The 21,835-nt window shown below is 72.6% G+C and carries 23 protein-coding genes; 5 read left to right on the top strand and 18 right to left on the bottom strand.

The genetic code is table 11. The features are described 5' to 3' along the window. Positions 1–146 (bottom strand): acyl-CoA dehydrogenase family protein (locus AB0C73_RS20800; protein WP_362532067.1); only part of this gene is annotated, 146 nt, incomplete at its 3' end. 148 nt (positions 147–294) lie between these two features. Between AB0C73_RS20800 and AB0C73_RS20795 the strand changes: the two genes are divergently transcribed. Next, positions 295–1,632: a UDP-glucose/GDP-mannose dehydrogenase family protein gene (locus AB0C73_RS20795; RefSeq protein ID WP_362532014.1), complete on the top strand. Its 1,338-nt coding sequence runs from the start codon at positions 295–297 to the stop codon at positions 1,630–1,632. 70 nt (positions 1,633–1,702) lie between these two features. Here the strand turns inward: AB0C73_RS20795 and AB0C73_RS20790 are convergent, their stop codons facing one another. From AB0C73_RS20790 to AB0C73_RS20775, 4 genes are all read right to left on the bottom strand, one after another. Beyond that, entirely contained in the window at positions 1,703–2,629 is a 927-nt protein-coding gene (locus tag AB0C73_RS20790) for a membrane dipeptidase (RefSeq protein WP_362532012.1), read from the bottom strand. Between the two features lie 190 nt (positions 2,630–2,819). Beyond that, entirely contained in the window at positions 2,820–4,025 is a 1,206-nt protein-coding gene (locus tag AB0C73_RS20785; protein WP_362532009.1) for a dipeptidase, read from the bottom strand. Further along, the gene (gene purE, locus AB0C73_RS20780) at positions 4,022–4,519 is read right to left on the bottom strand and encodes a 5-(carboxyamino)imidazole ribonucleotide mutase (protein ID WP_362532065.1); all 498 of its coding nucleotides are present in this window, start codon (positions 4,517–4,519) and stop codon (positions 4,022–4,024) included. The genes AB0C73_RS20785 and purE overlap by 4 nt, the downstream gene beginning before the upstream one ends. 46 nt (positions 4,520–4,565) lie before the next feature. After that, positions 4,566–5,723, bottom strand: coding sequence for a 5-(carboxyamino)imidazole ribonucleotide synthase (locus AB0C73_RS20775; RefSeq protein ID WP_362532006.1), 1,158 nt, complete (start codon positions 5,721–5,723; stop codon positions 4,566–4,568). A 210-nt stretch (positions 5,724–5,933) separates the two neighbouring features. On the opposite strand from AB0C73_RS20775, the gene AB0C73_RS20770 reads away from it, so the two are divergent. Then, entirely contained in the window at positions 5,934–6,449 is a 516-nt protein-coding gene (locus AB0C73_RS20770; protein ID WP_362532003.1) for a GtrA family protein, read from the top strand. A 26-nt stretch (positions 6,450–6,475) separates the two neighbouring features. Here AB0C73_RS20770 and AB0C73_RS20765 read toward each other — a convergent pair whose 3' ends face one another. Next, positions 6,476–7,753 (bottom strand): ATP-binding protein, encoded by a 1,278-nt coding sequence (locus tag AB0C73_RS20765; RefSeq protein WP_362532000.1) that lies wholly within the window; start codon positions 7,751–7,753, stop codon positions 6,476–6,478. Between the two features lie 55 nt (positions 7,754–7,808). After that, positions 7,809–8,486, bottom strand: coding sequence for a response regulator transcription factor (locus AB0C73_RS20760; RefSeq protein WP_362531997.1), 678 nt, complete (start codon positions 8,484–8,486; stop codon positions 7,809–7,811). A 431-nt stretch (positions 8,487–8,917) separates the two neighbouring features. On the opposite strand from AB0C73_RS20760, the gene AB0C73_RS20755 reads away from it, so the two are divergent. Beyond that, complete coding sequence (locus tag AB0C73_RS20755; RefSeq protein WP_362531994.1) at positions 8,918–10,438, top strand: oligopeptide:H+ symporter; 1,521 nt, start codon at positions 8,918–8,920, stop codon at positions 10,436–10,438. 81 nt (positions 10,439–10,519) lie between these two features. Here AB0C73_RS20755 and AB0C73_RS20750 read toward each other — a convergent pair whose 3' ends face one another. From AB0C73_RS20750 to AB0C73_RS20725, 6 genes are all read right to left on the bottom strand, one after another. Continuing rightward, positions 10,520–11,878: a hypothetical protein gene (locus tag AB0C73_RS20750; RefSeq protein ID WP_362532062.1), complete on the bottom strand. Its 1,359-nt coding sequence runs from the start codon at positions 11,876–11,878 to the stop codon at positions 10,520–10,522. A 50-nt stretch (positions 11,879–11,928) separates the two neighbouring features. Beyond that, a complete protein-coding gene (locus AB0C73_RS20745) occupies positions 11,929–12,957 on the bottom strand; it encodes a hypothetical protein (RefSeq protein WP_362531991.1) in 1,029 nt (342 codons plus the stop codon). Further along, a complete protein-coding gene (locus tag AB0C73_RS20740; RefSeq protein WP_362531989.1) occupies positions 12,954–13,760 on the bottom strand; it encodes a hypothetical protein in 807 nt (268 codons plus the stop codon). Before AB0C73_RS20740 ends, AB0C73_RS20745 begins: the two co-directional genes overlap by 4 nt. Beyond that, entirely contained in the window at positions 13,760–14,455 is a 696-nt protein-coding gene (locus AB0C73_RS20735) for a peptidase (protein WP_362532059.1), read from the bottom strand. Before AB0C73_RS20735 ends, AB0C73_RS20740 begins: the two co-directional genes overlap by 1 nt. Before the next feature lie 105 nt (positions 14,456–14,560). Then, on the bottom strand, positions 14,561–14,992 hold the full coding sequence (locus tag AB0C73_RS20730; protein WP_362531986.1) for an ATP-binding protein: 432 nt from the start codon (positions 14,990–14,992) through the stop codon (positions 14,561–14,563). Positions 14,993–15,096: 104 nt separating this feature from the next. Continuing rightward, positions 15,097–15,468 (bottom strand): STAS domain-containing protein, encoded by a 372-nt coding sequence (locus AB0C73_RS20725; RefSeq protein WP_362531983.1) that lies wholly within the window; start codon positions 15,466–15,468, stop codon positions 15,097–15,099. Between the two features lie 184 nt (positions 15,469–15,652). Between AB0C73_RS20725 and AB0C73_RS20720 the strand changes: the two genes are divergently transcribed. After that, a complete protein-coding gene (locus AB0C73_RS20720; protein WP_362531980.1) occupies positions 15,653–16,510 on the top strand; it encodes an RNA polymerase sigma factor SigF in 858 nt (285 codons plus the stop codon). A gap of 3 nt (positions 16,511–16,513) precedes the next feature. Then, positions 16,514–17,140, top strand: coding sequence for a phosphotransferase (locus AB0C73_RS20715; RefSeq protein ID WP_362531978.1), 627 nt, complete (start codon positions 16,514–16,516; stop codon positions 17,138–17,140). Between the two features lie 89 nt (positions 17,141–17,229). Here the strand turns inward: AB0C73_RS20715 and AB0C73_RS20710 are convergent, their stop codons facing one another. The 5 genes from AB0C73_RS20710 to AB0C73_RS20690 all read right to left on the bottom strand — a co-directional run bounded on the left by AB0C73_RS20710 (position 17,230) and on the right by AB0C73_RS20690 (position 21,771). Then, a complete protein-coding gene (locus AB0C73_RS20710) occupies positions 17,230–17,772 on the bottom strand; it encodes a hypothetical protein (protein WP_362531975.1) in 543 nt (180 codons plus the stop codon). 64 nt (positions 17,773–17,836) lie between these two features. After that, on the bottom strand, positions 17,837–17,965 hold the full coding sequence (locus tag AB0C73_RS20705) for a hypothetical protein (protein WP_362531973.1): 129 nt from the start codon (positions 17,963–17,965) through the stop codon (positions 17,837–17,839). 13 nt (positions 17,966–17,978) lie between these two features. Beyond that, positions 17,979–19,226 (bottom strand): imidazolonepropionase, encoded by a 1,248-nt coding sequence (gene hutI / locus AB0C73_RS20700; RefSeq protein WP_362531970.1) that lies wholly within the window; start codon positions 19,224–19,226, stop codon positions 17,979–17,981. Between the two features lie 17 nt (positions 19,227–19,243). Then, entirely contained in the window at positions 19,244–20,578 is a 1,335-nt protein-coding gene (locus AB0C73_RS20695; protein ID WP_362531967.1) for a formimidoylglutamate deiminase, read from the bottom strand. Next, positions 20,569–21,771, bottom strand: coding sequence for an allantoate amidohydrolase (locus AB0C73_RS20690; protein WP_362532056.1), 1,203 nt, complete (start codon positions 21,769–21,771; stop codon positions 20,569–20,571). The genes AB0C73_RS20695 and AB0C73_RS20690 overlap by 10 nt, the downstream gene beginning before the upstream one ends. Positions 21,772–21,835: the final 64 nt, after the last annotated feature.

Raw genomic sequence — 21,835 nt, 5'->3', positions numbered from 1 at the left:
AGCGCCTCCTGCGGGAACCGGCCCTCCTCGTCCACCGCAGCCGCGAACGGAGCGATCTTCGCCTCCGCCAGCGCACGCACCGTCTCCCGGAGCATCTCGTGCTCCTCGGCAGGCCGGTACAGGTCGAAATCAGTCGATCCCGCCACGCTCACTCACTCCCAGGCTTGCTGCTTGCTAACTACCGTTAAGTAACAGAAATGGTAGGGCGAGACCGGGCGCCGATCCAGGGCGCCACAGCGCACGACTATGCTCGGGCAGGCATTCGCCCGACCTCGACTCCTCACTGGAGACCGCATGGCCCTGAAGATCACCGTGATCGGCACCGGCTACCTCGGCGCCACGCACGCCGCGGCCATGGCGGAGCTCGGCTTCGAGGTGCTCGGCCTCGACGTGGTCCCCGAGAAGATCGAGATGCTCGCGAGCGGCCGGGTCCCGATGTACGAGCCGGGTCTCGAGGAGCTGCTCGCGCGGCACATCGAGGGGATCGAGGGCTCCAGCGGGCGGCTGCGCTTCACGACCTCCTGGGAGGAGGTCGGCGCCTTCGGCGACGTGCACTTCGTCTGCGTCAACACCCCGCAGAAGCACGGCGAGTACGCGTGCGACATGAGTTACGTCGACGCCGCCTTCGCCTCCCTCGCCGGGGTCGTACGGGACGGGGCCCTGGTCGTCGGCAAGTCGACCGTGCCGGTCGGCTCGGCGCAGCGGCTCGCGGGTGTGCTGCCGGAGGGCGTGGAGCTGGCCTGGAACCCGGAGTTCCTGCGCGAGGGTTTCGCCGTGCAGGACACCCTGCACCCGGACCGGATCGTCGTCGGCGTGCCGGACGGCGCGCGCGGCGAGCGGGCCGAGAAGGTGCTGCGCGAGGTGTACGCGGTGCCGGTGGCGGAGGGCTCGCCGCTGGTGGTGACGGACTATCCGACCGCCGAACTGGTGAAGACCGCCGCGAACTCCTTCCTCGCCACCAAGATCTCCTTCATCAACGCGATGGCGGAGGTGTGCGAGGCGGCCGGCGGTGACGTGGCGAAGCTCGCGGAGGCGATCGGGCACGACGAGCGGATCGGCAACAAGTTCCTGCGGGCCGGGATCGGCTTCGGCGGCGGCTGCCTGCCGAAGGACATCCGCGCCTTCATGGCGCGGGCCGGTGAGCTGGGCGCCGACCAGGCGCTGACCTTCCTGCGCGAGATCGACTCCATCAACATGCGGCGCCGGGCGTCGATGGTGGAGATGGCGCGGGAGGCGCTCGGGGGCGGCTTCCTGGGCAGGCGGGTCGCCGTGCTCGGCGCGACCTTCAAGCCGGACTCGGACGACGTCCGCGACTCGCCCGCGCTGAACGTGGCCGGCCAGATCCACCTCCAGGGCGGGCAGGTCACGGTCTACGACCCCAAGGGCATGGACAACGCGCGCCGTCTCTTCCCGACCCTCGGCTACGCGCCGACCGCGCTCGACGCGGTGCGGGGCGCGGACGTGGTCCTCCACCTGACCGAGTGGCGCGAGTTCCGCGACGCGCTGAACCCGGCGGAACTGGCCTCCGTCGTCGCGTCCCCCGTCATCCTCGACGGCCGCAACGCGCTGGACGCGGAGCGGTGGCGCGAGGCCGGCTGGACGTACCGCGCGATGGGCCGCCCGCGCGCCTGAGTACGACTGAGGGGCCCGGTGCCACAGGCACCGGGCCCCTCCGCGTTTCCGGGCCCCCCGCGCGTTTCCGTCAGGCCGCCGCCTTCAACCGCGTCGCCCTAGACCTGAACTCCGTCTCCCGCAGCGCTCGCGTGATGTTGCCGTGGGCCAGGGACACCAGGTCCGGGGCCTGCCAGTCGCGGTGGAGGAGTTCGGTGAAGAGGGGGACGTAGCCCGTGGGCGGGTGTTCGGCGTGGGAGAGGCCGAGGGCGCGGGGGCCCGCGAGGGCGCGGAGGCGGTCGAGGGTGTCGGCCGTGGCCGAGGCGTCCCGGGTGACCGGGATCATGCAGACGCCGCCCTTCTCACCGAGCAGCCGCAGGACGTCGTCCGGCAGGGCCTCCGGGTCCGCGCGGGTGAGCAGGACCGGGGCCCGGCTCACCGCGAGGGTCTGGCGGACGGTGTCCGTGTCGGCGCCCGCCAGGTCGATCGCCAGCCCGAGCCGGTTCATCTCCCGGACCGCCTCGCGGGCGAAGCGGTCGTAGCGGGTCAGGCCGACCGCCCGTACACCGAGCGCGTGGTACGCCCGGAGCGTGGCCGGCGAGCCGCCGACCGCCGCCCAGCTCACCGCGCCGAGGACGACGGCGACCCGGCCGCAGTTGCGGGCGTGCTCCATCTCCGAGGTGGTGTGCGCGAGGCGCAGGTCCTCGGGGCAGGCCGCCACGAGCGCGCGGACCGCGTCGATCCGGCGCAGCGTGCCGAGGACGCCCTCGTCGGCGTCCACACGCAGCGACCAGAGCTGTGCTCCCGCCTCCGCGGCCCGTACCGGCGGAAGGTCCTCCGGGTCGGTGACGGGCGGCGGTTCCGTGTGCCCCTCGACGACCGGCTGCGCGGCGAGCAGCGCGCGTGCCCGGGTCGACTCGTCGAGGGGCCGGGGATGTTCGGGGGGATCGGCGTCGCCCGCCGAGACGGCGTGGGCGACGGTGAAGGTGGTGGTGGGATCGTCGAGCAGATCTGCCATGGGTGGCTCAACTCCGTACTGCTGCACTGCTGTACTCACTGCCGCACTACCGGGCAGTACGGCAACCGTCCCACCGGCCCCCGCGCCGGGCGCGCCGTACTAGGCCGTCCGGGGGACGCGGCCCCGGGTACGACGAAGGCCCCCGCCGGAGCGGGGGCCTCGCTGACGCCACGTCAACTCAGCTTCGGCTTCAGCCGGCGTAGCCGCCGATCGTCGCGATCGACGCGCCCCGCAGCGCCTGCTGCTCGCGCGCCACCGCCTCCGCGTCCCGCAGCACCCGTACCGCGTTCGACCACGTCAGCTTCGCCAGGTCCGCAGGCGACCAGCCGCGCACGAGGAGCTCCGCGACCAGGTTCGGGTAGCCGGCGACGTCGTCGAGGCCGGACGGGGTGAAGGCCGTGCCGTCGTAGTCGCCGCCGATGCCGATGTGGTCGATGCCGGCGACCTCGCGCATGTGGTCGAGGTGGTCGGCGACCGTCGCGGCCGTGGCGACCGGGCGCGGGTTCTCCGCCTCGAAGGCGCGGTGGATCGCCATCGCGTCGGCGGTGGTGGCCAGGTGGTGCAGGCCGTGGGCGCGCATGTTCTCGTCCGCGCGGTTGGTCCACTCGACCGCCGCGGGCAGGATGAACTTCGGCACGAACGTCGCCATTGCCACACCGCCGTTGGCGGGCAGCCGCTCCAGGACGTCGTCCGGGATGTTGCGCGGGTGGTCGCAGACCGCCCGGGACGAGGAGTGCGAGAAGATCACCGGCGCGGCGCTGGTGTCCAGCGCGTCCCGCATGGTCGTCGCCGCCACGTGCGAGAGGTCGACGAGCATGCCGGTCCGGTTCATCTCCCGGACCACCTCGCGGCCGAAGGCGGTGAGCCCGTCGTGCCGCGGGGCGTCGGTGGCCGAGTCCGCCCAGTCGTTGTTCTCGTTGTGGGTAAGCGTCATGTAGCGCACGCCCAGGGTGTGCAGGGCGCGCAGCGTGGCAAGGGAGTTGTTGATCGAGTGGCCGCCCTCGGCGCCCTTGAGCGACGCGATCCGGCCCTCCTTACGGGCCGTCTCCATGTCGTCGGCGGTCAGCGCGGGCGCGAGGTCCGCCGCGTACCGCTCGACCAGACGGTCGACCGCGTCGATCTGCTCCAGGGTGGCGCTGACCGCGTGGTCCCCGGTCAGCCGGCCCGGCACGTACACCGACCAGAACTGGGCGCCGACGCCGCCGGCCCGCAGCCGGGCGAGGTCGGTGTGGAGGGAGGCGGACTGGTCGCCGGCGATGTCGAGCTTGTCGAGGTCGTAGCCGCAGTGCTCGCGCAGCGCCCAGGGCAGGTCGTTGTGCCCGTCCACGACCGGGGTCACGGCGAGCAGCTCCCGCGCCTCCGCGAGCCGGTCGGCGGCCTGAGGCCCGGCGGTCACTTGGCGAATCCGAACGCGCCCACGCCCTCGACCTTCTGCCGGAGCCGCCTGCCCTTCTCCGTCGCCTGGTCGTTGAGCTCCTGCTGGAACTCCTTCATCCGGGCGAGCAGTTCCGGGTCGTGCGCGGCGAGCATCCGGGCCGCGAGCAGGCCCGCGTTGCGCGCGCCGCCGACCGAGACGGTGGCGACCGGCACACCGGCCGGCATCTGCACGATGGAGAGCAGCGAGTCCATGCCGTCGAGGTACTTCAGCGGCACCGGCACGCCGATGACCGGCAGCGGGGTGACCGAGGCGAGCATGCCCGGCAGGTGGGCCGCGCCGCCGGCGCCCGCGATGATCGCCTTGAGGCCGCGGCCGGCGGCCTCCTCGCCGTACGCGATCATCTCGCGGGGCATGCGGTGCGCGGAGACGACGTCGACCTCGTACGGGATCTCGAACTCGTCCAGGGCCTGCGCGGCGGCCTCCATGACGGGCCAGTCCGAGTCGGACCCCATCACGATGCCGACCAGCGGGTTCGCGTTCTCGTTCGACGCGGCCGGATTACTCAACGATCGTCCCTCGCAGGTAGTCGGCGGCGTGGCGGGCGCGCTCCAGCACGTCGTCCAGGTCGTCGCCGTAGGTGTTGACGTGGCCCACCTTGCGGCCGGGCTTCACGTCCTTGCCGTACATGTGGATCTTGAGCTGCGGATCGCGGGCCATGCAGTGCAGGTACGCCGAGTACATGTCCGGGAAATCGCCACCCAGAACATTGCACATCACGGTCCACTTCGCGCGCGGGCGCGGATCGCCCAGCGGAAGGTCGAGCACGGCCCGGACGTGGTTGGCGAACTGCGAGGTGACCGCGCCGTCCTGGGTCCAGTGGCCGGAGTTGTGCGGGCGCATGGCCAGCTCGTTGACGAGGATCCGGCCGTCGCGGGTCTCGAACAGCTCGACGGCCAGGTGGCCGACCACGTCAAGCTCCTTGGCGATCCGCAGCGCCAGCTCCTGCGCCTGCCCGGCCAGCTCGTCGTCGAGCTCGGGCGCGGGCGCGATCACGGTGTCGCAGACGCCGTCGACCTGGCGGGACTCCACCACCGGGTACGCCACGGCCTGGCCGTGCGGGGAGCGGACGATGTTCGCGGCGAGCTCGCGCGCGAAGTCGACCTTCTCCTCGGCGAGCACCGCGACACCGGCCTTGAAGGCGTCGTGGGCGTCCGCCTCGGAACGTACGAACCAGACGCCCTTGCCGTCGTAGCCGCCGCGCACCGTCTTCAGGATGATCGGGAAGCCGTCGCCCCCGCCCTCGCCCACGCCCTCGGCGGCGAAGGCCACCGCGTCGGCCGGGTCGGCCACGATGCGGTGGCGCGGGCTGGGCGCGCCGATCGCGTCGAGCCTCGCCCGCATCACCCCCTTGTCCTGGGCGTGCGCGAGGGCCGCGCGCCCGGGGCGGACGACGATGCCGTCCGCCTCCAGGGTCGCGAGGTGCTCCGCGGGCACGTGCTCGTGGTCGAAGGTGATCACGTCACAGCCGCGCGCGAAGTCACGCAGCGTGTCCAGGTCGCGATAGTCGCCGACGACGACCTCGCTCACCACCTGGGCCGCCGAGTCCTGCGGGGTGTCACTGAGGAGCTTGAACTGGATGCCGAGCGGGATGCCTGCCTCGTGCGTCATACGCGCGAGCTGACCGCCGCCGACCATGCCGACTACCGGGAACGTCACCCTCTTAGGGTATCCGCACAAGTTCCGGGGCCCTGTCGGGCTGTGTCTTGTCACAGCGGGAGTGGGCTCGCACACGGATCGCGCACGGATCGCGCGCATCCCGGGCGTACGCCCGGGGGGCTGGTTAGCATGGCTGGGTTGACGCCGTCCCGGCGTCGGCCGAACGCATCCGGAACGGACGGGACAGAGCGATCACGATGAGCGATCACGATGAGTGAACCCGGCGCGCTGCGCACGCGAGTGGACCGGCTCGTCCGCGAGGTCGCCAAATTCGGCGTGGTCGGCGGTCTCGGCGTCCTGGTGAACCTGGGCGTCTTCAACCTGGTGCGCCATGTCACCGAGCTCCCGGTGGTGCGGGCGAGCATCATCGCCACCGTCGTGGCGATCCTCTTCAACTACGTGGGGTTCCGGTACTTCACGTACCGCGACCGCGACAAGTCCGGCCGTACGAAGGAACTGGTGCTGTTCCTGCTGTTCAGCGTGGTCGGCCTGGTGATCGAGAACGGCGTGCTCTACACGGCGACGTACGGCTTCGGCTGGGACACCCCGCTGCAGAGCAACTTCTTCAAGTTCTTCGGCATCGGCGTCGCGACCCTGTTCCGCTTCTGGTCGTACCGCACCTGGGTGTTCCAGGCGCTGCCGGCGAAGGAGGCGGTGCACACCGCCGAATCGTTCCTGGAGCAGGCGCCGCGCCAGGCCACGCGCAAGCAGCCCGACCGGGTCTGAACCCGGTCTCGCAGTCCTGAAAGGCCCTACCGGACCGGGCGCTCCGGTTCCGTACGGCTCCTGACCTCGCGGCTCAGGAAGAGCGCGAACACCGGCGGATGCTGCTGGAGCAGTTCGAGCCGCCCGCCGTCCGCCTCCGCGAGGTCGCGGGCCACCGCGAGGCCGATCCCGGTGGAGGAGCGGCCGCTGACCGCCCGCTCGAAGATCCGCGCGCCGAGGTCCACGGGCACGCCCGGGCCCTCGTCCGTCACCTCGATGACCGACTGGTTGCCGGTCACGCGGGTGCGCAGGGCGACCGTGCCGCCGCCGTGCATCAGGGAGTTCTCGATCAGCGCGGCGAGCACCTGGGCGACCGCGCCCGGGGTGCCGACGGCCCGCATGCCCTGTTTGCCGGAGCGGACGATGGCCCGGCCCGCGCTGCGGTAGGCCGGCCGCCACTCCTCCAGCTGCTGCTTGATCACCTCGTCCAGGTCGAAGGCGACCGCGGAGCCGGTGCGCGGGTCGCGCGAGTTGGTGAGCAGCCGCTCGACCACGTCGGTGAGCCGCTCCACCTGGGTGAGCGCGATCGTCGCCTCCTCGCGCACCGTCTCCAGGTCGTCGGCGAAGGCGACCTCCTCAAGGCGCATGGACAGCGCGGTCAGCGGCGTACGGAGCTGGTGGGAGGCGTCGGCGGCGAGCCGGCGCTCGGCGGTGAGCATCCGCGCGATCCGCTCGGCGGAGGCGTCGAGGACGTCCGCGACCCGGTCGAGCTCGGGCACCCCGTACCGCTTGTGCCGGGGCCGCGGGTCGCCGGAGCCGAGCCGCTCGGCGGTCTCGGCGAGGTCGGTGAGCGGGGACGCCAGCTTGTTGGCCTGCCGTACGGCGAGGAGGACGGCGGCCACCACGCACAGCAGCGCCACCCCCAGGATGATCAGGAGCGTGCGGCCGACCTCGCCCATGACGACCGAACGGGCCTCCTCGACGACCACGGTCTCGCCGCGCTCGCCCTCGGCGAAGCCGCGGATCACACTGCCGTCGGGCCGTGAGCCGATCTCGATGGGCTCGCGGCCGGGGATGCGGATGACCGCGTGCCGCCGGGCGCCGCTCCGGTCGGCCAGGATGCCGGGCAGCACGTCGGGGTTGACCGGCTCGCCGCCGAACAGCCGGCTGTCGACGATGGCGGCGATCCGCACCGCCTCGGTGTCCACCTTCTCCTGCGCGCCGGCGGAGGCCGTGCGGGTCTCGACGATCACCAGCGAGCCGCCGAAGACGGCGATGACGACGAGCACCACGGCGAGTGTGGAGTTGATCAGACGGCGGCGCACGAGCGGCTGTACCTAGCTCTTCTCGGGGTGTTCTCGACCATGAGCGGGGAGCGGGTCAGCTCTTCTCGAAGCGGAAGCCCACGCCCCGGACGGTGGCGATGTAGCGCGGGTTGGCCGCGTCGTCGCCGAGCTTCTTGCGCAGCCAGGAGATGTGCATGTCGAGGGTCTTGGTGGAGGACCACCAGGTGGTGTCCCAGACCTCGCGCATCAGCTGGTCGCGGGTGACCACCCGGCCCGCGTCGCGGACCAGGACGCGCAGCAGGTCGAACTCCTTGGCGGTGAGCTGGAGCTCCTCGTCGCCCATCCAGGCGCGGTGCGACTCGACGTCGATCCGTACGCCGTGGGTGGCGGGGGCCGCGGCCGGCTCGGCGGCGCCGCGCCGCAGCAGGGCCCGGACCCGGGCGAGCAGCTCGGCGAGCCGGAACGGCTTGGTCACGTAGTCGTCGGCGCCGGCGTCCAGGCCGACCACCGTGTCGACCTCGTCGGCGCGGGCGGTGAGCACCAGGATCGGCACCGTGTGCCCGTCCGCGCGCAGCCGCCGGGCGACCTCGAGTCCGTCCATGCCGGGCAGGCCCAGGTCGAGCACGACCAGGTCGACTCCGCCCTGGAGTCCGGCGTCGAGCGCGGTCGGGCCGTCCTCCCTGACCTCGACCTCGTACCCCTCCCGCCGCAGGGCGCGGGCCAGCGGTTCCGAGATGGAGGCGTCGTCCTCGGCGAGCAGTACACGGGTCATGAGGTGATGGTAGTCCGCACGGGCGCACCGCCGGGGCGTGATCCACAGGGGCGGGACACCCCCACCGGACCCTCCTTGGATCTTGGTCTGGAATTTGCTCATGACCTTGGAATGAAGGAAGTTGGTTCCATCGTCACCTGTGATCCATCTCTCAAGTCCTTCCATATCCGGCAGTGTCGTGTCGTATGGTGGCGAGAGTTCTGTAGCGGTAAACGGGGACCTTTGGCCGGATGTACGCCAAGGGTCTCTTTTCTGCACGAGGCAGCCGTCGGCGGTCTCGAGGACGTGAATGACCTGTGGGCCGGGTCCCGGTGCGATGCAGCACCTGGGCGTGGATCCCGGCAGAGCGCCACCGCGCTCCCGCCGGTGCCGGCTCCCCCACCGGGCGCCCCCGCTCACGAAGCGCGCGTCCCGACAGAGCAAGGATCGACATGGCGTCCAGCCTCGCGACGGCTTCCTCCGGAACCTCCGGTTCCGAGAAGACGTTCTTCGGCCACCCCCGCGGCCTGGCCACCCTCTTCATGACCGAGATGTGGGAGCGCTTCTCCTACTACGGCATGCGGGCCCTTCTGGTCCTCTACCTGGTCTCCGGTGGCGTCGACGCCGCCAAGGGCGGCCAGGGCGGCGGCCTCGCCATGACGGCGGCCACGGCCACGGCGATCTACTCCGTGTACGTGTCGATGGTCTACCTCATGGCCATGCCCGGCGGCTGGTTCGGTGACCGCGTCTGGGGTGCCCGCAAGACGGTCACCATCGCCGGTTTCGTGATCATGGCGGGCCACACCGCGCTGGCGATCCCGGGCCAGGCGGCGTTCTTCGCCGGCCTCGCGCTCGTCGCCGCCGGTTCCGGTCTGCTCAAGGCCAACATCTCCACGATGGTGGGTCACCTCTACGACGGCCCGGACGACCCGCGCCGTGACGGTGGCTTCACGCTCTTCTACATCGGCATCAACGTCGGTGCCTTCCTCGCGCCGCTGGTCATCGGCACCGTCGGTGAGAGCTACAACTGGCACCTGGGCTTCCTGCTCGCGGCCGTCGGCATGGCGATCGGCCTGGCCCAGTTCCTCTTCGGCACCCGCCACCTGAGCGAGAAGAGCAGCCTGGTCCCGAACCCGCTCTCCGCCGCCGAGCGCAAGGCGGTCATCGTCAAGGTCGCCGTGGTCCTGGTCGTCGCCGCCGTCTTCTACGGCGCGGTCGTCGCCCTCGGCATGTACACCCTGAACTGGGCCCTGGTCCCGATCACCCTCGCCGGTCTGATCATCCCGATCGCCGTCCTCGTCCGCATCAAGCGCGACAAGGACCTCGACAAGGCCGAGCAGTCGAAGGTCTCCGGCTACATCTGGTTCTTCGTGGCCGCCGCCGTCTTCTGGATGATCTACGACCAGGGCGGTTCGACGCTGTCCCTCTTCGCGGACAGCAAGACCAGCGACCACATCGGCCCGCTGAGCTTCCCGGCGACCTGGTTCCAGTCGCTCAACCCGCTCTTCGTGATGGCCCTCGCTCCGGTCTTCGCCTGGCTGTGGCTGTGGCTCTCCCGCCGTAACGGGGAGCCGAGCACCATCGTGAAGTTCTCGCTGGGTCTGCTGGGCATCGGCATCTCGTTCTTCGTCTTCCTCGCCCCGATCGGCATGGCCGGCGGCGACGCCAAGGTCAGCCCGATGTGGCTGGTCGGGATCTACATGATCCAGACGATCGCGGAGCTGTGCCTTTCTCCGGTCGGCCTCTCCGTCACCACGAAGATGGCGCCGCAGAAGTACGCCTCCCAGATGCTGGGTGTCTGGTTCCTCGCCGTCACCGCCGGTGACTGCACCACGGGTCTGCTCTCCCTCGCGGGCGTGGACCTGAACGGCACCGGGATCATCGCCCTGCAGGCCGCGGCCGCCACCGTCGCCGCCGTCGCGGTCTTCATGTACCGCAAGAAGGTCAAGGCGCTCATGGGCGACGTCCACTGACGGGCGTACCCGCCTGACGTACGTACGGAGGGCCGCCGCACCGGGTTCGGTGCGGCGGCCCTCCGCCGTTTCCACGCCGTGTCAGCGCCGGAGCCGCGCCCACGGGGTGAAGGTGAACACCGCGCCGCCGAGCAGGATCACGGTGCCCGCGACCAGGGCGAGGGCGCGCAGGGCGCCGCCGTCCTCGGCGCCGGTCTCGGCGAGGTTGCCGCCGCCCGAGGCGCCGCCGGACGTGGTGGCCGAGCCGCTGTCACCGCTGCCGCCCGCGGCGCCGCCGGCCTGCTTCTCGGTGTCCAGGGTCAGCGAGGCCTGTACGGCGCCCTTGACCCCGCACGGGATGACGATCGGGGAGCCGCCGAGCGACACGCTGATGGTCAGCTTGCCGGGGCTGAGTGTGGCCTTGCCGCTCGCGCCCGGCTTGTACGTGCCCGTCATGTCCGTCAGGTCGACCGGCTTGCCCGCCTCCAGCGGCTCGGGGTTGGGCGCGCCGGTGACGGTGACCGTGCCGCTGTCCGCGCCGCCGATCTTCACGGCCATGGACGGCTTGAGGGCGCCCTTGGGGAGGGCGGCCGGGCTGTTCATGACGCCCTTGGCGGTCCTGACGGTGAGGGCGTACGAACCGCCGCTCTTCCTGGCATTGATGGTCACCTTGGAGCTGATGGAGGCCGGTCCGGGGGCCTGGCAGGCGAAGGCGACGGAGACTTCCTTGCCGGGGAAGTCGGTCTGACCTCCGCCCCCGCCGCCGGTCGAGGACGAGCCGCCGGAGGTGCCGCCGGACGTGGTCGTGCCGCCCGAGGCGGTCGCACCGCCACTGGTCGTCGTACCCCCGCTCGTCGTCGTACCGCCGCCGGCCGTCGTACCCCCGCTCGTGGTCGTACCACCGGACGAGGTGCCCCCTCCGGACGAGGTGCCGCCACCGGACGAGGTGCCGCCACCGCCGGCCGTCACCTTGATGGTGGCGGCGACCGCGACCGTCTCCTTCGGGGAGCACGTGGTGTCCGTCGACATCGGCTTGGAGACGTTGATCGTGTACGCGTCCGGCGTCAGCGTGATCTCGCCCGCCTTGTCGAGCTTCAGCCTGCCCTTCATGTCCGGCAGGACCATCGGGCTGTTCTTGGGGATCGGCGGGTTCTGGCGCGGGCCCTCCACGGCGAGGGTGCCGCTCGCCGCGCCGCCGATCTTGATGACGCCGGTCGGCTTCACCGTGTCCTTGTCGAGGTCGAGGATGTCCGGGTTCCTGGACGCGGCCTCGACCGTCTTCCAGACCACCTCGACCTCGTCGCCGACCTTGGCCTCCGCGGGCGCGGTGACCTGCACCTTGGTGGTGCCCTGCACCGGCGGCAGGCCGGAGATGGCGGGCGGGATGCACTCGGTCCTGTACGAGACCTCCGCCGCCAGGGCGGGGGCGGCGGTCAGCAGGATCCCCGCGCCGCCGAGCATCAGCGCGACACCCGTCGCACCGATCCTCCGTGTCGTCGTGCGTGTCGTACTCACGCCTGTCCCTTCGTCGTCGGGCTGGTCTCTGACGGTGCGGAGTCAGGTACGGAGTCAGGGGTGAACCACGGCAGGACCGCGGTCGGTTCGTCGGACACGGGAGCGGGTGTACGGCCCCGGGCACGCGGGCGCCGGGGGGTACGGGCCTCCGGGCGGACCCGGTCGACGACCGCCATGCCGATACGGAAGAGGGCGGCCGGGACGACGACCGCGAGCAGCACCCAGAAGACCGTCACGCCCCACGGGCGGCCGACGCCCCAGGGCTGTTCGACGAGGACCTTCCCGCCGTACCGCACGGACACCTGGTAGTCCCCGTGCGCGCCCGCGGTCAGTTCGACGGGCAGCTTCACCAGGGCCTTGCGGCCCGGTTCGATGGCGCCGCGCCACTGCCGTTCCTCGTACTGCGGCGCGAACACCCCGTGGCTGGTGCCGACCTCGAAGACGGGGTCCCTGACGGTGGTCTGGCCGAGGTTGCCGAGGGTCACCACGATCTCGCGCCGGGCCGGGGCGCCGAACCAGACGAGGACCCCGCTGGAGCCCTCCAGGCGGGCCGAGGTGAGCACCACGAGCCTGCCCGTGCCGGAGGCCTCGGGCAGCGGGGCGGTGGGGTGGCCCGCGACGGTGAACGCGGCGTCCACGGAGTCCTGTTGGCCGGTCACCCCGGCGACGTGCACCACGCAGGGACAGGGCACGGGCGGCTCGGCGACCGGCAGTTTCCGGCTGAAGGCGCCCTTGGCGTCAACCGTTGCCGCCCGGCCGTCGGTGTTGGCGCAGGAGTTGGTGCCGCCGATGACGCCCTTGCCGGGCGCCGCCTGTCCGCAGATCAGCAGCATGAGCAGGGCGCCCGGCTTCCAGCCGGAGCCGCTGACGGTGATCTCGCCGCCCTTGCCTCCCTCGGTCCGCGAGAGCGCGACCCGCGGCGCCTCCGCGGCCGTGGCGGCAGCGACGGCGGTGGCGGTGGCCGGCGGCAGGGCGAGCAGCAGCGCGGCGAGCAGCGCGCCCGCCGCCGTACGCAGGTGCGTCATCGTCTCCTCCGTCGTATCGCGGGGATCGCGTACGCGGTCGTGCCGGCCGCCGCGAGGAGGGCGGCCGCCAGGACGCCGACGCCCGCCCGGGAGGCGAGGAAGACGTCCGCGCGGGCGGTCGCGGGGGCCGCGCCGGGGGCGGCGGCCGTCAGGCGCACGGTGACCGAGTCGAGCGCGGGCGGGTCGGGCCAGGGGTCGGTGCGGGTGAGGCGCTCGCCGGGGCGCAGGGTGACCGGCAGCGCCCGCTCGGGGCGGTCGAGGACGGCGCCGAAGAGGCCCTCGGCGCGTACGGCGAGGCGCGGGGCGAGCACGGTGTTGCCGCGGTTGACCAGGGTGTAGCGCAGGGCGCCGGAGCGCTCGACGCGCACGTCCTCGACGGTGAGCGCGGAGAGCTGGGGCCCGCTCACCCGCAGGTGCAGCGGGACGACGGTGGCGCGCCCGGCGGCCTCGGCCCGTACCGCGCCGCGGTGGTCTCCGGGCGGGGTGTCGGCGGTGACGGTGACGGCGAAGGGCACGTCCGCGCGGGTGCGGGCGGGCACGGTCACGGTACGGGCGGCGAAGGCGACGGGCGTACCGCCCTGGCCCGTGAGGCGGACGGTGAGGGGCTCGGTGGTGGGGTTGGTGACGGAGAGGGTGTCCTGGAGGACGCTGCCGGCGGCACCCTCCAGGTAGACGTACGGGCGGCCGGCGGCGGGCGCGGCGGTCCAGGAGGGCCCCGGGGCGGCCTGTGCGGGGGCCACCGCGGCCGCGCCGAGGAGGACGACGGCCCCGAGCCCGCCCCGTACCGCCCGTACCGCCCGCATCAGCGGGCCGTGTGCCGTGCCGGGCGCCGGGTGAGCCAGAGCACTCCGGCCGCGCCGGTCAGCAGGACGGTGCCGCCGAGGGTGCCGAGCGCGGTGGCGGAGTCGAGGGGCCCGGTCTTGGGCAGTTGCCCGCCGGAGCCCGTACCGCCGGAGCCCGTACCGCCGGAATCGCTGGAGCCGGCAGCCGTCACGTCCAACTCCAGGGACGGCTTGGGGCTGTTGGTGGGCTTGCAGGTGGCGGCGTCCATGCCGAGCGCGTGGACGACGAGGGTGCCGGCCGTGAAGGTGACCTTCCCACTCTTCCTCGGCGTGTACGTCCCCGTCAGCTTCCCTATCTTGATGGGGGTGTTGGGCGGAATCGCGACCGCGTTCGGCACACCCTTCACCTGCACCCTGCCGCTGTCCGCGCCGCCGACGACCAGCTCGGCGCGCGGGGTCATGACCCCCTTGGGCAGCTCGACCGGGCTGTCCGAGACGCCCTTGTCGAAGGACATCGTGATCGTGTACGAGCCGCCGTTCTTCTCGGCCTTGATGTCGACCGGCGAGACCGCGCTCTTCGGCCCGATCTTCGTCTCGCAGGCGTAGTCGACGTCGACGACGGCGGCATGGGCGGCGGGTGCCGAGAGCAGCACGGCCGAGCCGGCCACCGCCGTCGCCGCCGTCAGCCCCCAGGCAGTTCTCCTCCGGTACGGCACCTCAAGCACCCCTCACCGCAACGCGACGTTACTGACGGTCTATCAGATGGGCCGTCAAGGTACGCCCGAGCCCTTGTGGAGGGAAGAGAGAGGGGTGTGAAAGTCCTATGCGGGGGCGGCAAGTTCGGCCCAGACCGTCTTGCCGGGGGCGCCCGAAACCCGGTCGATGCCCCAGGTGCGGCAGAGCCGCTGGACGATGAACATGCCGTGTCCGCCGGGGCGGCCGGCCCGGTGCGGGGTGCGGGGCGCGGGCTGCCCGGCGCCGCGGTCGGCGACTTCGAGGCGCAGCACCTCGGCGAGGCGCAGCACGCGCAGGCTCTCCGGGCCCTCGGCGTGCAGGCAGGCGTTGGTGACCAGTTCGGAGACGACGAGCAGGACGTCCTCGGCGGCGGCCCGGCGGTCCGCGGTGGCGGCCGGCAGCCAGCCCCATTCGTGGAGCAACGCCCTGGTGAAGTCGCGGGCGAGCGGCACGGTGCCACTGGTCGAACCGAGGGCGAGGGTGTGGACCTCGGGGTCGCCGGAGGCGGTCTCCTTCAACGCTTCACCTCTCACCGTTCAACCGATCAACCGATGGACGAGTTCAGGACAGGGCCGGGCGGGCGCCAGAGGTACGGGGGGCGCTCAGGGTGCTCAGGATGCGCTCAGCCGGGGTGCGGGAGCGCGGTGTCGAGCGAGTCGTGGAGGGTGAAGACCGCCTCCGCGCCGGTGATCTCGAAGACCCGCGCCACCGGTGGCCGCATCGCGGCCAGATGGACCCCACCGCCGCCGGCGTCCGCCCGGAGCCGGGCGGCCAGCAGGACGTTGAGGCCGGTGGAGTCGCAGAACTCGAGGCGTGAGCAGTCGAGTACGAGATGTGTGCGGCCCTCGTCGAGCGCGTGGTCGAGTGGCGCACGCAACAGTTCGGCGGTGTGGTGATCGAGCTCACCCACCGGGGTGAGCACCTCGCTCGCCCCCACGGTCCGGACCTCGACCCGAAACCGCTCGGGTGCGCTGCCGATGTGCTGCCGGTACATGCGTCGAACCATACAAGCGCACCCCCGCGCACCGCACACAAGCTCCACCTCGAAACGTAACAAAGCAGACAATTGCCACTTGCAACCATCAGGGTCGAGCAGGTAGGGCTAGAGGACCACCTGTCCCACGGCCGGCTTCGGAGGCGCCGCAAACCGCAGCAAGAGACAACCCTGGAGGAGACCCATGTCCCCCCGCCTCGACGTACCCCTCGACACAGCTCCCGGGGTGCCGGAACGCGCGGAACTCCCGCGTATCCCGCCCGTCGACGAGATCGCGCCGTACGACGCGCGCGCCCTGTCGAAGACCCTCTTCGCCCGCCTGGGCGACCTGGAGGAGGGCACCCACGAGTACGCGTACGTCCGCAACACCCTGATCGAACTCAACCTGGCCCTGGTCAAGTTCGCGGCCTCACGGTTCCGCACCCGCAGCGAACCGATGGAGGACATCGTCCAGGTCGGCACGATCGGCCTGATCAAGGCGATCGACCGCTTCGAACTGGCCCGCGGCGTCGAGTTCCCCACCTTCGCGATGCCGACGATCATCGGCGAGATCAAGCGCTTCTTCCGCGACACCTCGTGGTCGGTGCACGTCCCGCGCAGGTTGCAGGAGCTCCGCCTCGACCTGGCCAAGGCCGGCGACGAACTCGCCCAGCGCCTGGACCGGGCGCCCACCGTCGACGAGCTGGCCCGTGAACTGGGCATCGGCGCGGACGAGGTGGTCGAGGGCATGGCCGCGGCCAACGCGTACACCGCGAGCTCGCTCGACGCCCCGCCGGAGGAGACGGACACGGACGGCGTCACGCTCGCCGACCGCCTCGGCTACGAGGACCACGGCATCGAGGGCATCGAGTACGTCGAGTCCCTGAAGCCGCTGATCGCCTCCCTTCCGGCACGCGAACGCCGCATACTGTCGCTGCGGTTCACGGCCGGCCTGACCCAGTCGGAGATCGGCGAGGAGCTGGGCATCTCGCAGATGCACGTGTCGCGGCTGCTCTCGCGGACGCTGGCGCGACTGCGCAGGGGCCTGACGGCGGAGGAGTGACGGGTGGCACGCGCGCGCGTGATCGGTACGGGCCGTTCGGCCGACGTGTACGAGGCGGGCGAGGGCTGGGTGCTGCGGCGCTACCGGGACGGGACCGACGCCGCCCGGGAGGCCAGGATCATGCGGGCCCTCGCCGCCCACGGCTTCCCGGTGCCGCGCGTGGCCCGCGCCGAGGGCCCCGACCTGGTCATGGAACGCCTCACCGGGCCCACCCTCCTGGAGGCGGCCATGACCGGCACGACCACCCCGGAGGCCGCCGGCGCCCTGCTCGCCGACCTCCTCGTCCGCCTCCACGCCACCCCGTGGATCCACCTGGACCTGCACCCGGACAACGTGATGCTCACCCCGGCGGGCCCCGTCGTCATCGACTGGCTCACCGCCCGCGAGGGCCCGCCCGGCCTGGATCGCGCGATGTCCGCCCTCCTCCTCGCGGAAGCCGCCCTCTCCCCCGCTCCCTACGCCCTCGGTGCCCGCGCCGCCCTGGCCTCCCTCCTCGCCCACCTCACGTCCCCGGTCACCCCGCACCTCCCGGAGGCGACGACCCTCCGCGCGTCGAACCCCCACCTGTCGGAGGCGGAACGGGCCGGGGTGGGGGCGGCGGGAGAACTGGTCAGCTCCCTGGCGGGCTAGGAATTCCTCGGGAGCACCGTGCATTGCACCCGCCCGATCCCGCGGCCGACCGGGTCGAGGCTCGCCGCCCCCTCTGACAGGACCGGCCCCTACCACCCGATGCGCGCCTCGCCGAGCAGCTCGCACCCGGCGAGTACGGCCAACTCCCGGACCCGCTCGGGCGGGCAGCGCTTGTCGACGTGCAGGAAGACGGTGTGCGTGGCGGCCGGCCGCTCCGCCGCCGGCTCCACATCGTCACTGTGGAACGACACCTGCACCCCGTCGTACTGCCTTGCCCCGTACGGCCCCGACCAGCGCCCACCCCAGCCCATCGCCGCCGGGTCGTCCCCGACGGCCCGCAGGAACGGCAACTCCACGTCCGCATGGGCACGTTCCTCAAGCGCCGACACCGGAAACCGCGCCACCGCCCGGCGCTCGCCCCAGGGGTCGTACCTCTCTCCGTCGGCGTCCGCGAGCCAGATGCCCGGCACCACCTGCGCGACACTCCACACCCGCTCCGGCGTCCCGAGCTCCGCCTGCACCCACATCTCGCCCTCGACCACCTCCAGCCCGCCGCACAACTCCTTGCCCCGCGCGTACGCCTCGTCGGCGTCGACGCTCCTGAAGACGGGATAAGCCCGCGAGTGCCCCATGCCGCCAATCTCGCACGCGACCGGTCACCGCCGCTCCGGTCTGTGGCTGGCGTGAGCACTCGGCTCACCGCGGGCGCGGCGGCGTGCCCTCGTGGGTCTGGGAGCCCTTGAGGGCGAGGCCCACGACCGCCGGGTCCGCCGTGGCCAGGCGGACGAACTCCTCGTACGTCCCGTACGTCGTCACAAGGGTCAAGCCAGCCGCGCCCTCAGACCGTCCGCACGCCCTTTCGCCACACCTCCGCGACCAGCGGCACGCCCGGGCGGTACGCCAGGTGCACGTGGGACGGGGCGTCCAGGACGATCAGGTCGGCGCGGGCGCCGGGGGTGAGGCGGCCGATGTCGGTGCGGCGGAGGGCCGCCGCGCCGCCGGCGGTGGCGGACCACAGCGCCTCGTCGGGGGTCATCAGCATGTCGCGGACCGCGAGCGCGATGCAGAACGGCATCGAGGATGTGAAGGAGGAGCCGGGGTTGCAGTCCGTGGAGAGGGCGACGGTGACGCCCACGTCGAGCAGCCGCCGCGCGTCCGGCCACACCGCGCGGGTGGAGAACTCGGCGCCCGGCAGCAGCGTCGCCACCGTGTCGCCCTGGGCGAGCGCGTCGATGTCGGCGTTCGTCAGGTGGGTGCAGTGGTCGGCGCTCGCCGCGTCGAGCTCGACGGCGAGCTGCACGCCTGGGCCGTACGACAGCTGGTTCGCGTGCACCCGCGCCTGCAGGCCCTTCGCCTTGCCCGCGGTGAGGATCGCCCGCGCCTGGTCGCCGTCGAAGGCGCCCTTCTCGCAGAAGACGTCGACCCAGCGGGCGTACGGCGCGCACGCGTCCAGCATCTCGCCGGTCACCAGCTTCACGTACCCGGCCGGGTCGTCCGCGTAGTCCGGCGACACGATGTGCGCGCCGAGGTAGGTGACCTCCTCGGTGTGCTCGGCGGCGATGCGCAGCGCGCGGGCCTCGTCCTCGACGGTCAGGCCGTAGCCGGACTTGGTCTCGAAGGTCGTGGTGCCCTGGCGCAGCGCCTCCCACATGTAGCGGGCGACGTTGGCGGAGAGTTCGGCGTCGGTGGCGGCGCGGGTGGCGGCGACGGTGGTGCGGATGCCGCCCGCCTTGTACGCCTGCCCGGACATGCGGGCGTTGAACTCGGCGGTCCGGTCGCCCGCGAAGACGAGGTGGGAGTGGGAGTCGACGAAGCCCGGGACGACCGCCCGGCCGCCGACGTCGACCCGGTTGTCAGTGGCCGGTGCTTTGCTTGTCTCACCGACCCAGACGACGCGGTCGCCGTCCACGACGACGGCCGCGTCCTGGATCAGACCGAGTGGCGAACCATCACCGAGGGAGGGGTCGTTGGTGACGAGACTGGCAATGTTGGTGATCACCGTGGCGGTCGTCGCCACGGCGCTGTTCGCGCTCGTGGGGCCGGAGCTCGCCGCCGGGTTGTTCGTCGCCGCGGGGCCCTTGTTCATGGTCAGGGGTCTCTCTTTCAGCCGCGCAGGGCGGCGATCGAATCCGCGAGGGCCTGCGCCACGTCGGGGACGGATCCGTGGACCCCGTCCCGGACGACCTGGCGTCCGCCCACGATCGTGTGCCGTACGTCCGCGGCCGACGCTGCGAATACCGCCGTCTCGGCTGCCAGACGCGGTACCGGCCCCGCTGTCCTGACGGAGTCGAGCGCGATCGTCGTGAAGTCGGCGAGCGCGCCCGCCTCCAGGCGGCCGGCGTCGGTCCAGCCGAGGGCGGCGTGGCCGTCCACGGTGGCGGCCCGGAGCAGCGCCGCCGCCGTCCAGTGGCCGCGGGTGCGGGTGCGCAGGCGCTCGTCGAGCTCCATGGCCCGCGCCTCTTCCAGAAGGTCGATGACGGCGTGGCTGTCGCTGCCGAGGGAGAGCGGGGAGCCGGCCCGCTGGAGGGCGACGGCCGGGCCGATGCCGTCGGCCAGGTCGCGCTCGGTCGTCGGGCACATGCAGGTGCCGGTGGCGGACCCGCCGATGAGGGCGATGTCGGCGTCCGTCAGGTGCGTGTTGTGGACGCCCGTCGTCCGCGCGCCGAGCACGCCGTGGTCGGCGAGCAGCTGGGTCGGGGTGCGGCCGTGGGCCGCCTGGCAGGCGTCGTTCTCGGCGGTCTGCTCGGAGAGGTGGACGTGGAGGGGGGCCTCGCGGTCCTGGGCCCAGCGGGCCACGGTGGACAGCTGGGCGGCCGGGACGGCGCGCACGGAGTGGACGGCGGCGCCGATCCGTACGCCCTCGCGCTCCTTGAGCGCCGAGACCCGCTCGGCCCAGGCGTCGGCCGTGCCGTCGGAGAAGCGGAGCTGGTGCGGCTCGGGCGCCGCGCCGAAACCGGAGGAGAGGTAGGCGGTGTCGAGGAGGGTGATACGGATGCCGGCGTCGGCAGCGGCCGCGATCAGGGCCTCGCCCATGGCGTTGGGGTCGGCGTAGGGCGTGCCGCCTGGGGCGTGGTGGAGGTAGTGGAACTCGCCGACGGAGGTGATGCCGGCCAGGGCCATCTCCGCGTACACGGCCCGGGCGAGGGCGAAGTAGCTGTCGGGGGTGAGCCGTTGGGCGACGCCGTACATGACCTCGCGCCAGGTCCAGAAGGTGCCGGAGCCGACCTGGACGGTGCCGCGCAGGGCGCGGTGGAAGGCGTGGCTGTGGGCGTTGGCGAGGCCGGGGATGGTGAAGCCGCGCAGGACGACGGCGCCGGGCGGCGGGGCCTCGACCCCCGTCCGTACGGCGGTGATCCGGCCGTCGGCCACTTCGAGCAGCACGCCCGGCTCGACGTGGGTGTCGAGCCAGGCATGCTCCAGCCAGTACGTCACCTGCACGCGAGGCCCTCCAGTACGTCGGCGAGTGCGCGGACGCCCGCCACGCAGTCGTCCTCGGCCGCGAACTCGGCCGGGGAGTGCGAGACGCCCGTGGGGTTGCGTACGAACAGCATGGCGGTCGGGATCGAGGCGGACAGAATACCCGCGTCGTGTCCGGCGCCGGTGCCGAGGACCGGGACCTTGGCGCCGGTGCTGTCGCCCAGGATGCGGCCGATCTCCTCGCGCAGGGCGTGCCCGAACTCGACGATCGGCGTGAAGGATTCGCGTACGACGGCGAGGTCGACGCCCCGGCTCGCGGCGTGGTCGCGGGCGGCGGCCTCGATGCCGGCGACCACGGCGTCCAGGGCCTCCTGGTCGGCGGCGCGGGCGTCGAGCCAGCCGCGGACGAGCGACGGGATGGCGTTGACGCCGTTGGGCTCGACCGCGATCTTGCCGAAGGTGGCGACGGCGCCCGCGAGTTCGGCCTCGCGGCGGGCCGCGAGGACGGTCTCGGCGTACGGCAGCATGGGGTCGCGCCGGTCGACGAGCCGGGTGGTGCCCGCGTGGTTGGCCTCGCCGTGGAAGTCGTACCGCCAGCGGCCGTGCGGCCAGATGGCGGAGGCGATGCCGACGGGGTCGCCGGACAGGTCGAGGGCGCGGCCCTGCTCGACGTGGAGCTCCACGAAGGCGCCGATGCGGGCGAGCCGCTCGGGGTCGTGGCCGATGGCCTCGGGGTCGTAGCCGGCGGCCTCCATGGCCTGCGGGAGGCTGATGCCGTCGGCGTCGCGCAGTTCGAAGGCCTTCTCCTTGGTCAGCTGTCCGGAGGTGAGCCGGGAGCCGACGCAGGCGAGCCCGAAGCGGGCGCCCTCCTCGTCGCCGAAGTTGACGATGGCGAGGGGCCGCTTGAACGAGACGCCGCGGGCGCGGAGTTCGTCGAGGGCGGCGAAGGAGGACACGACGCCGAGCGGGCCGTCGAAGGCGCCGCCGTCGGGGACGGAGTCCAGGTGGGAGCCGGTGACGACGGCGTCGCCCGCGGTGGGGTCGCCGAGCCAGGCCCACTGGTTGCCGTTGCGGTCGGTCTCGACGTCGAGCCGGCGCGCCTCGGCCTGCATCCGGAACCAGAGACGGCAGTCGGCGTCGGCGCCGGTCCAGGAGTAGCGGCGGTAGCCGCCGGAGGCCGCGTTGCGGCCGATTCCGTGGAGGCTGCGCCACATGGCGTGGAACGAGGGGGAGTCCCCCCGCCCCGCCGAGGCGGCCCGGACGGAGCCGCGGGGCGCC

It is taken from the genome of Streptomyces sp. NPDC048623 (assembly GCF_040650755.1).
GTDB lineage: Bacteria > Actinomycetota > Actinomycetes > Streptomycetales > Streptomycetaceae > Streptomyces.
Note: the sequence above shows the minus strand (reverse complement) of the source record. Positions and strands in the feature narration are given on the sequence as shown.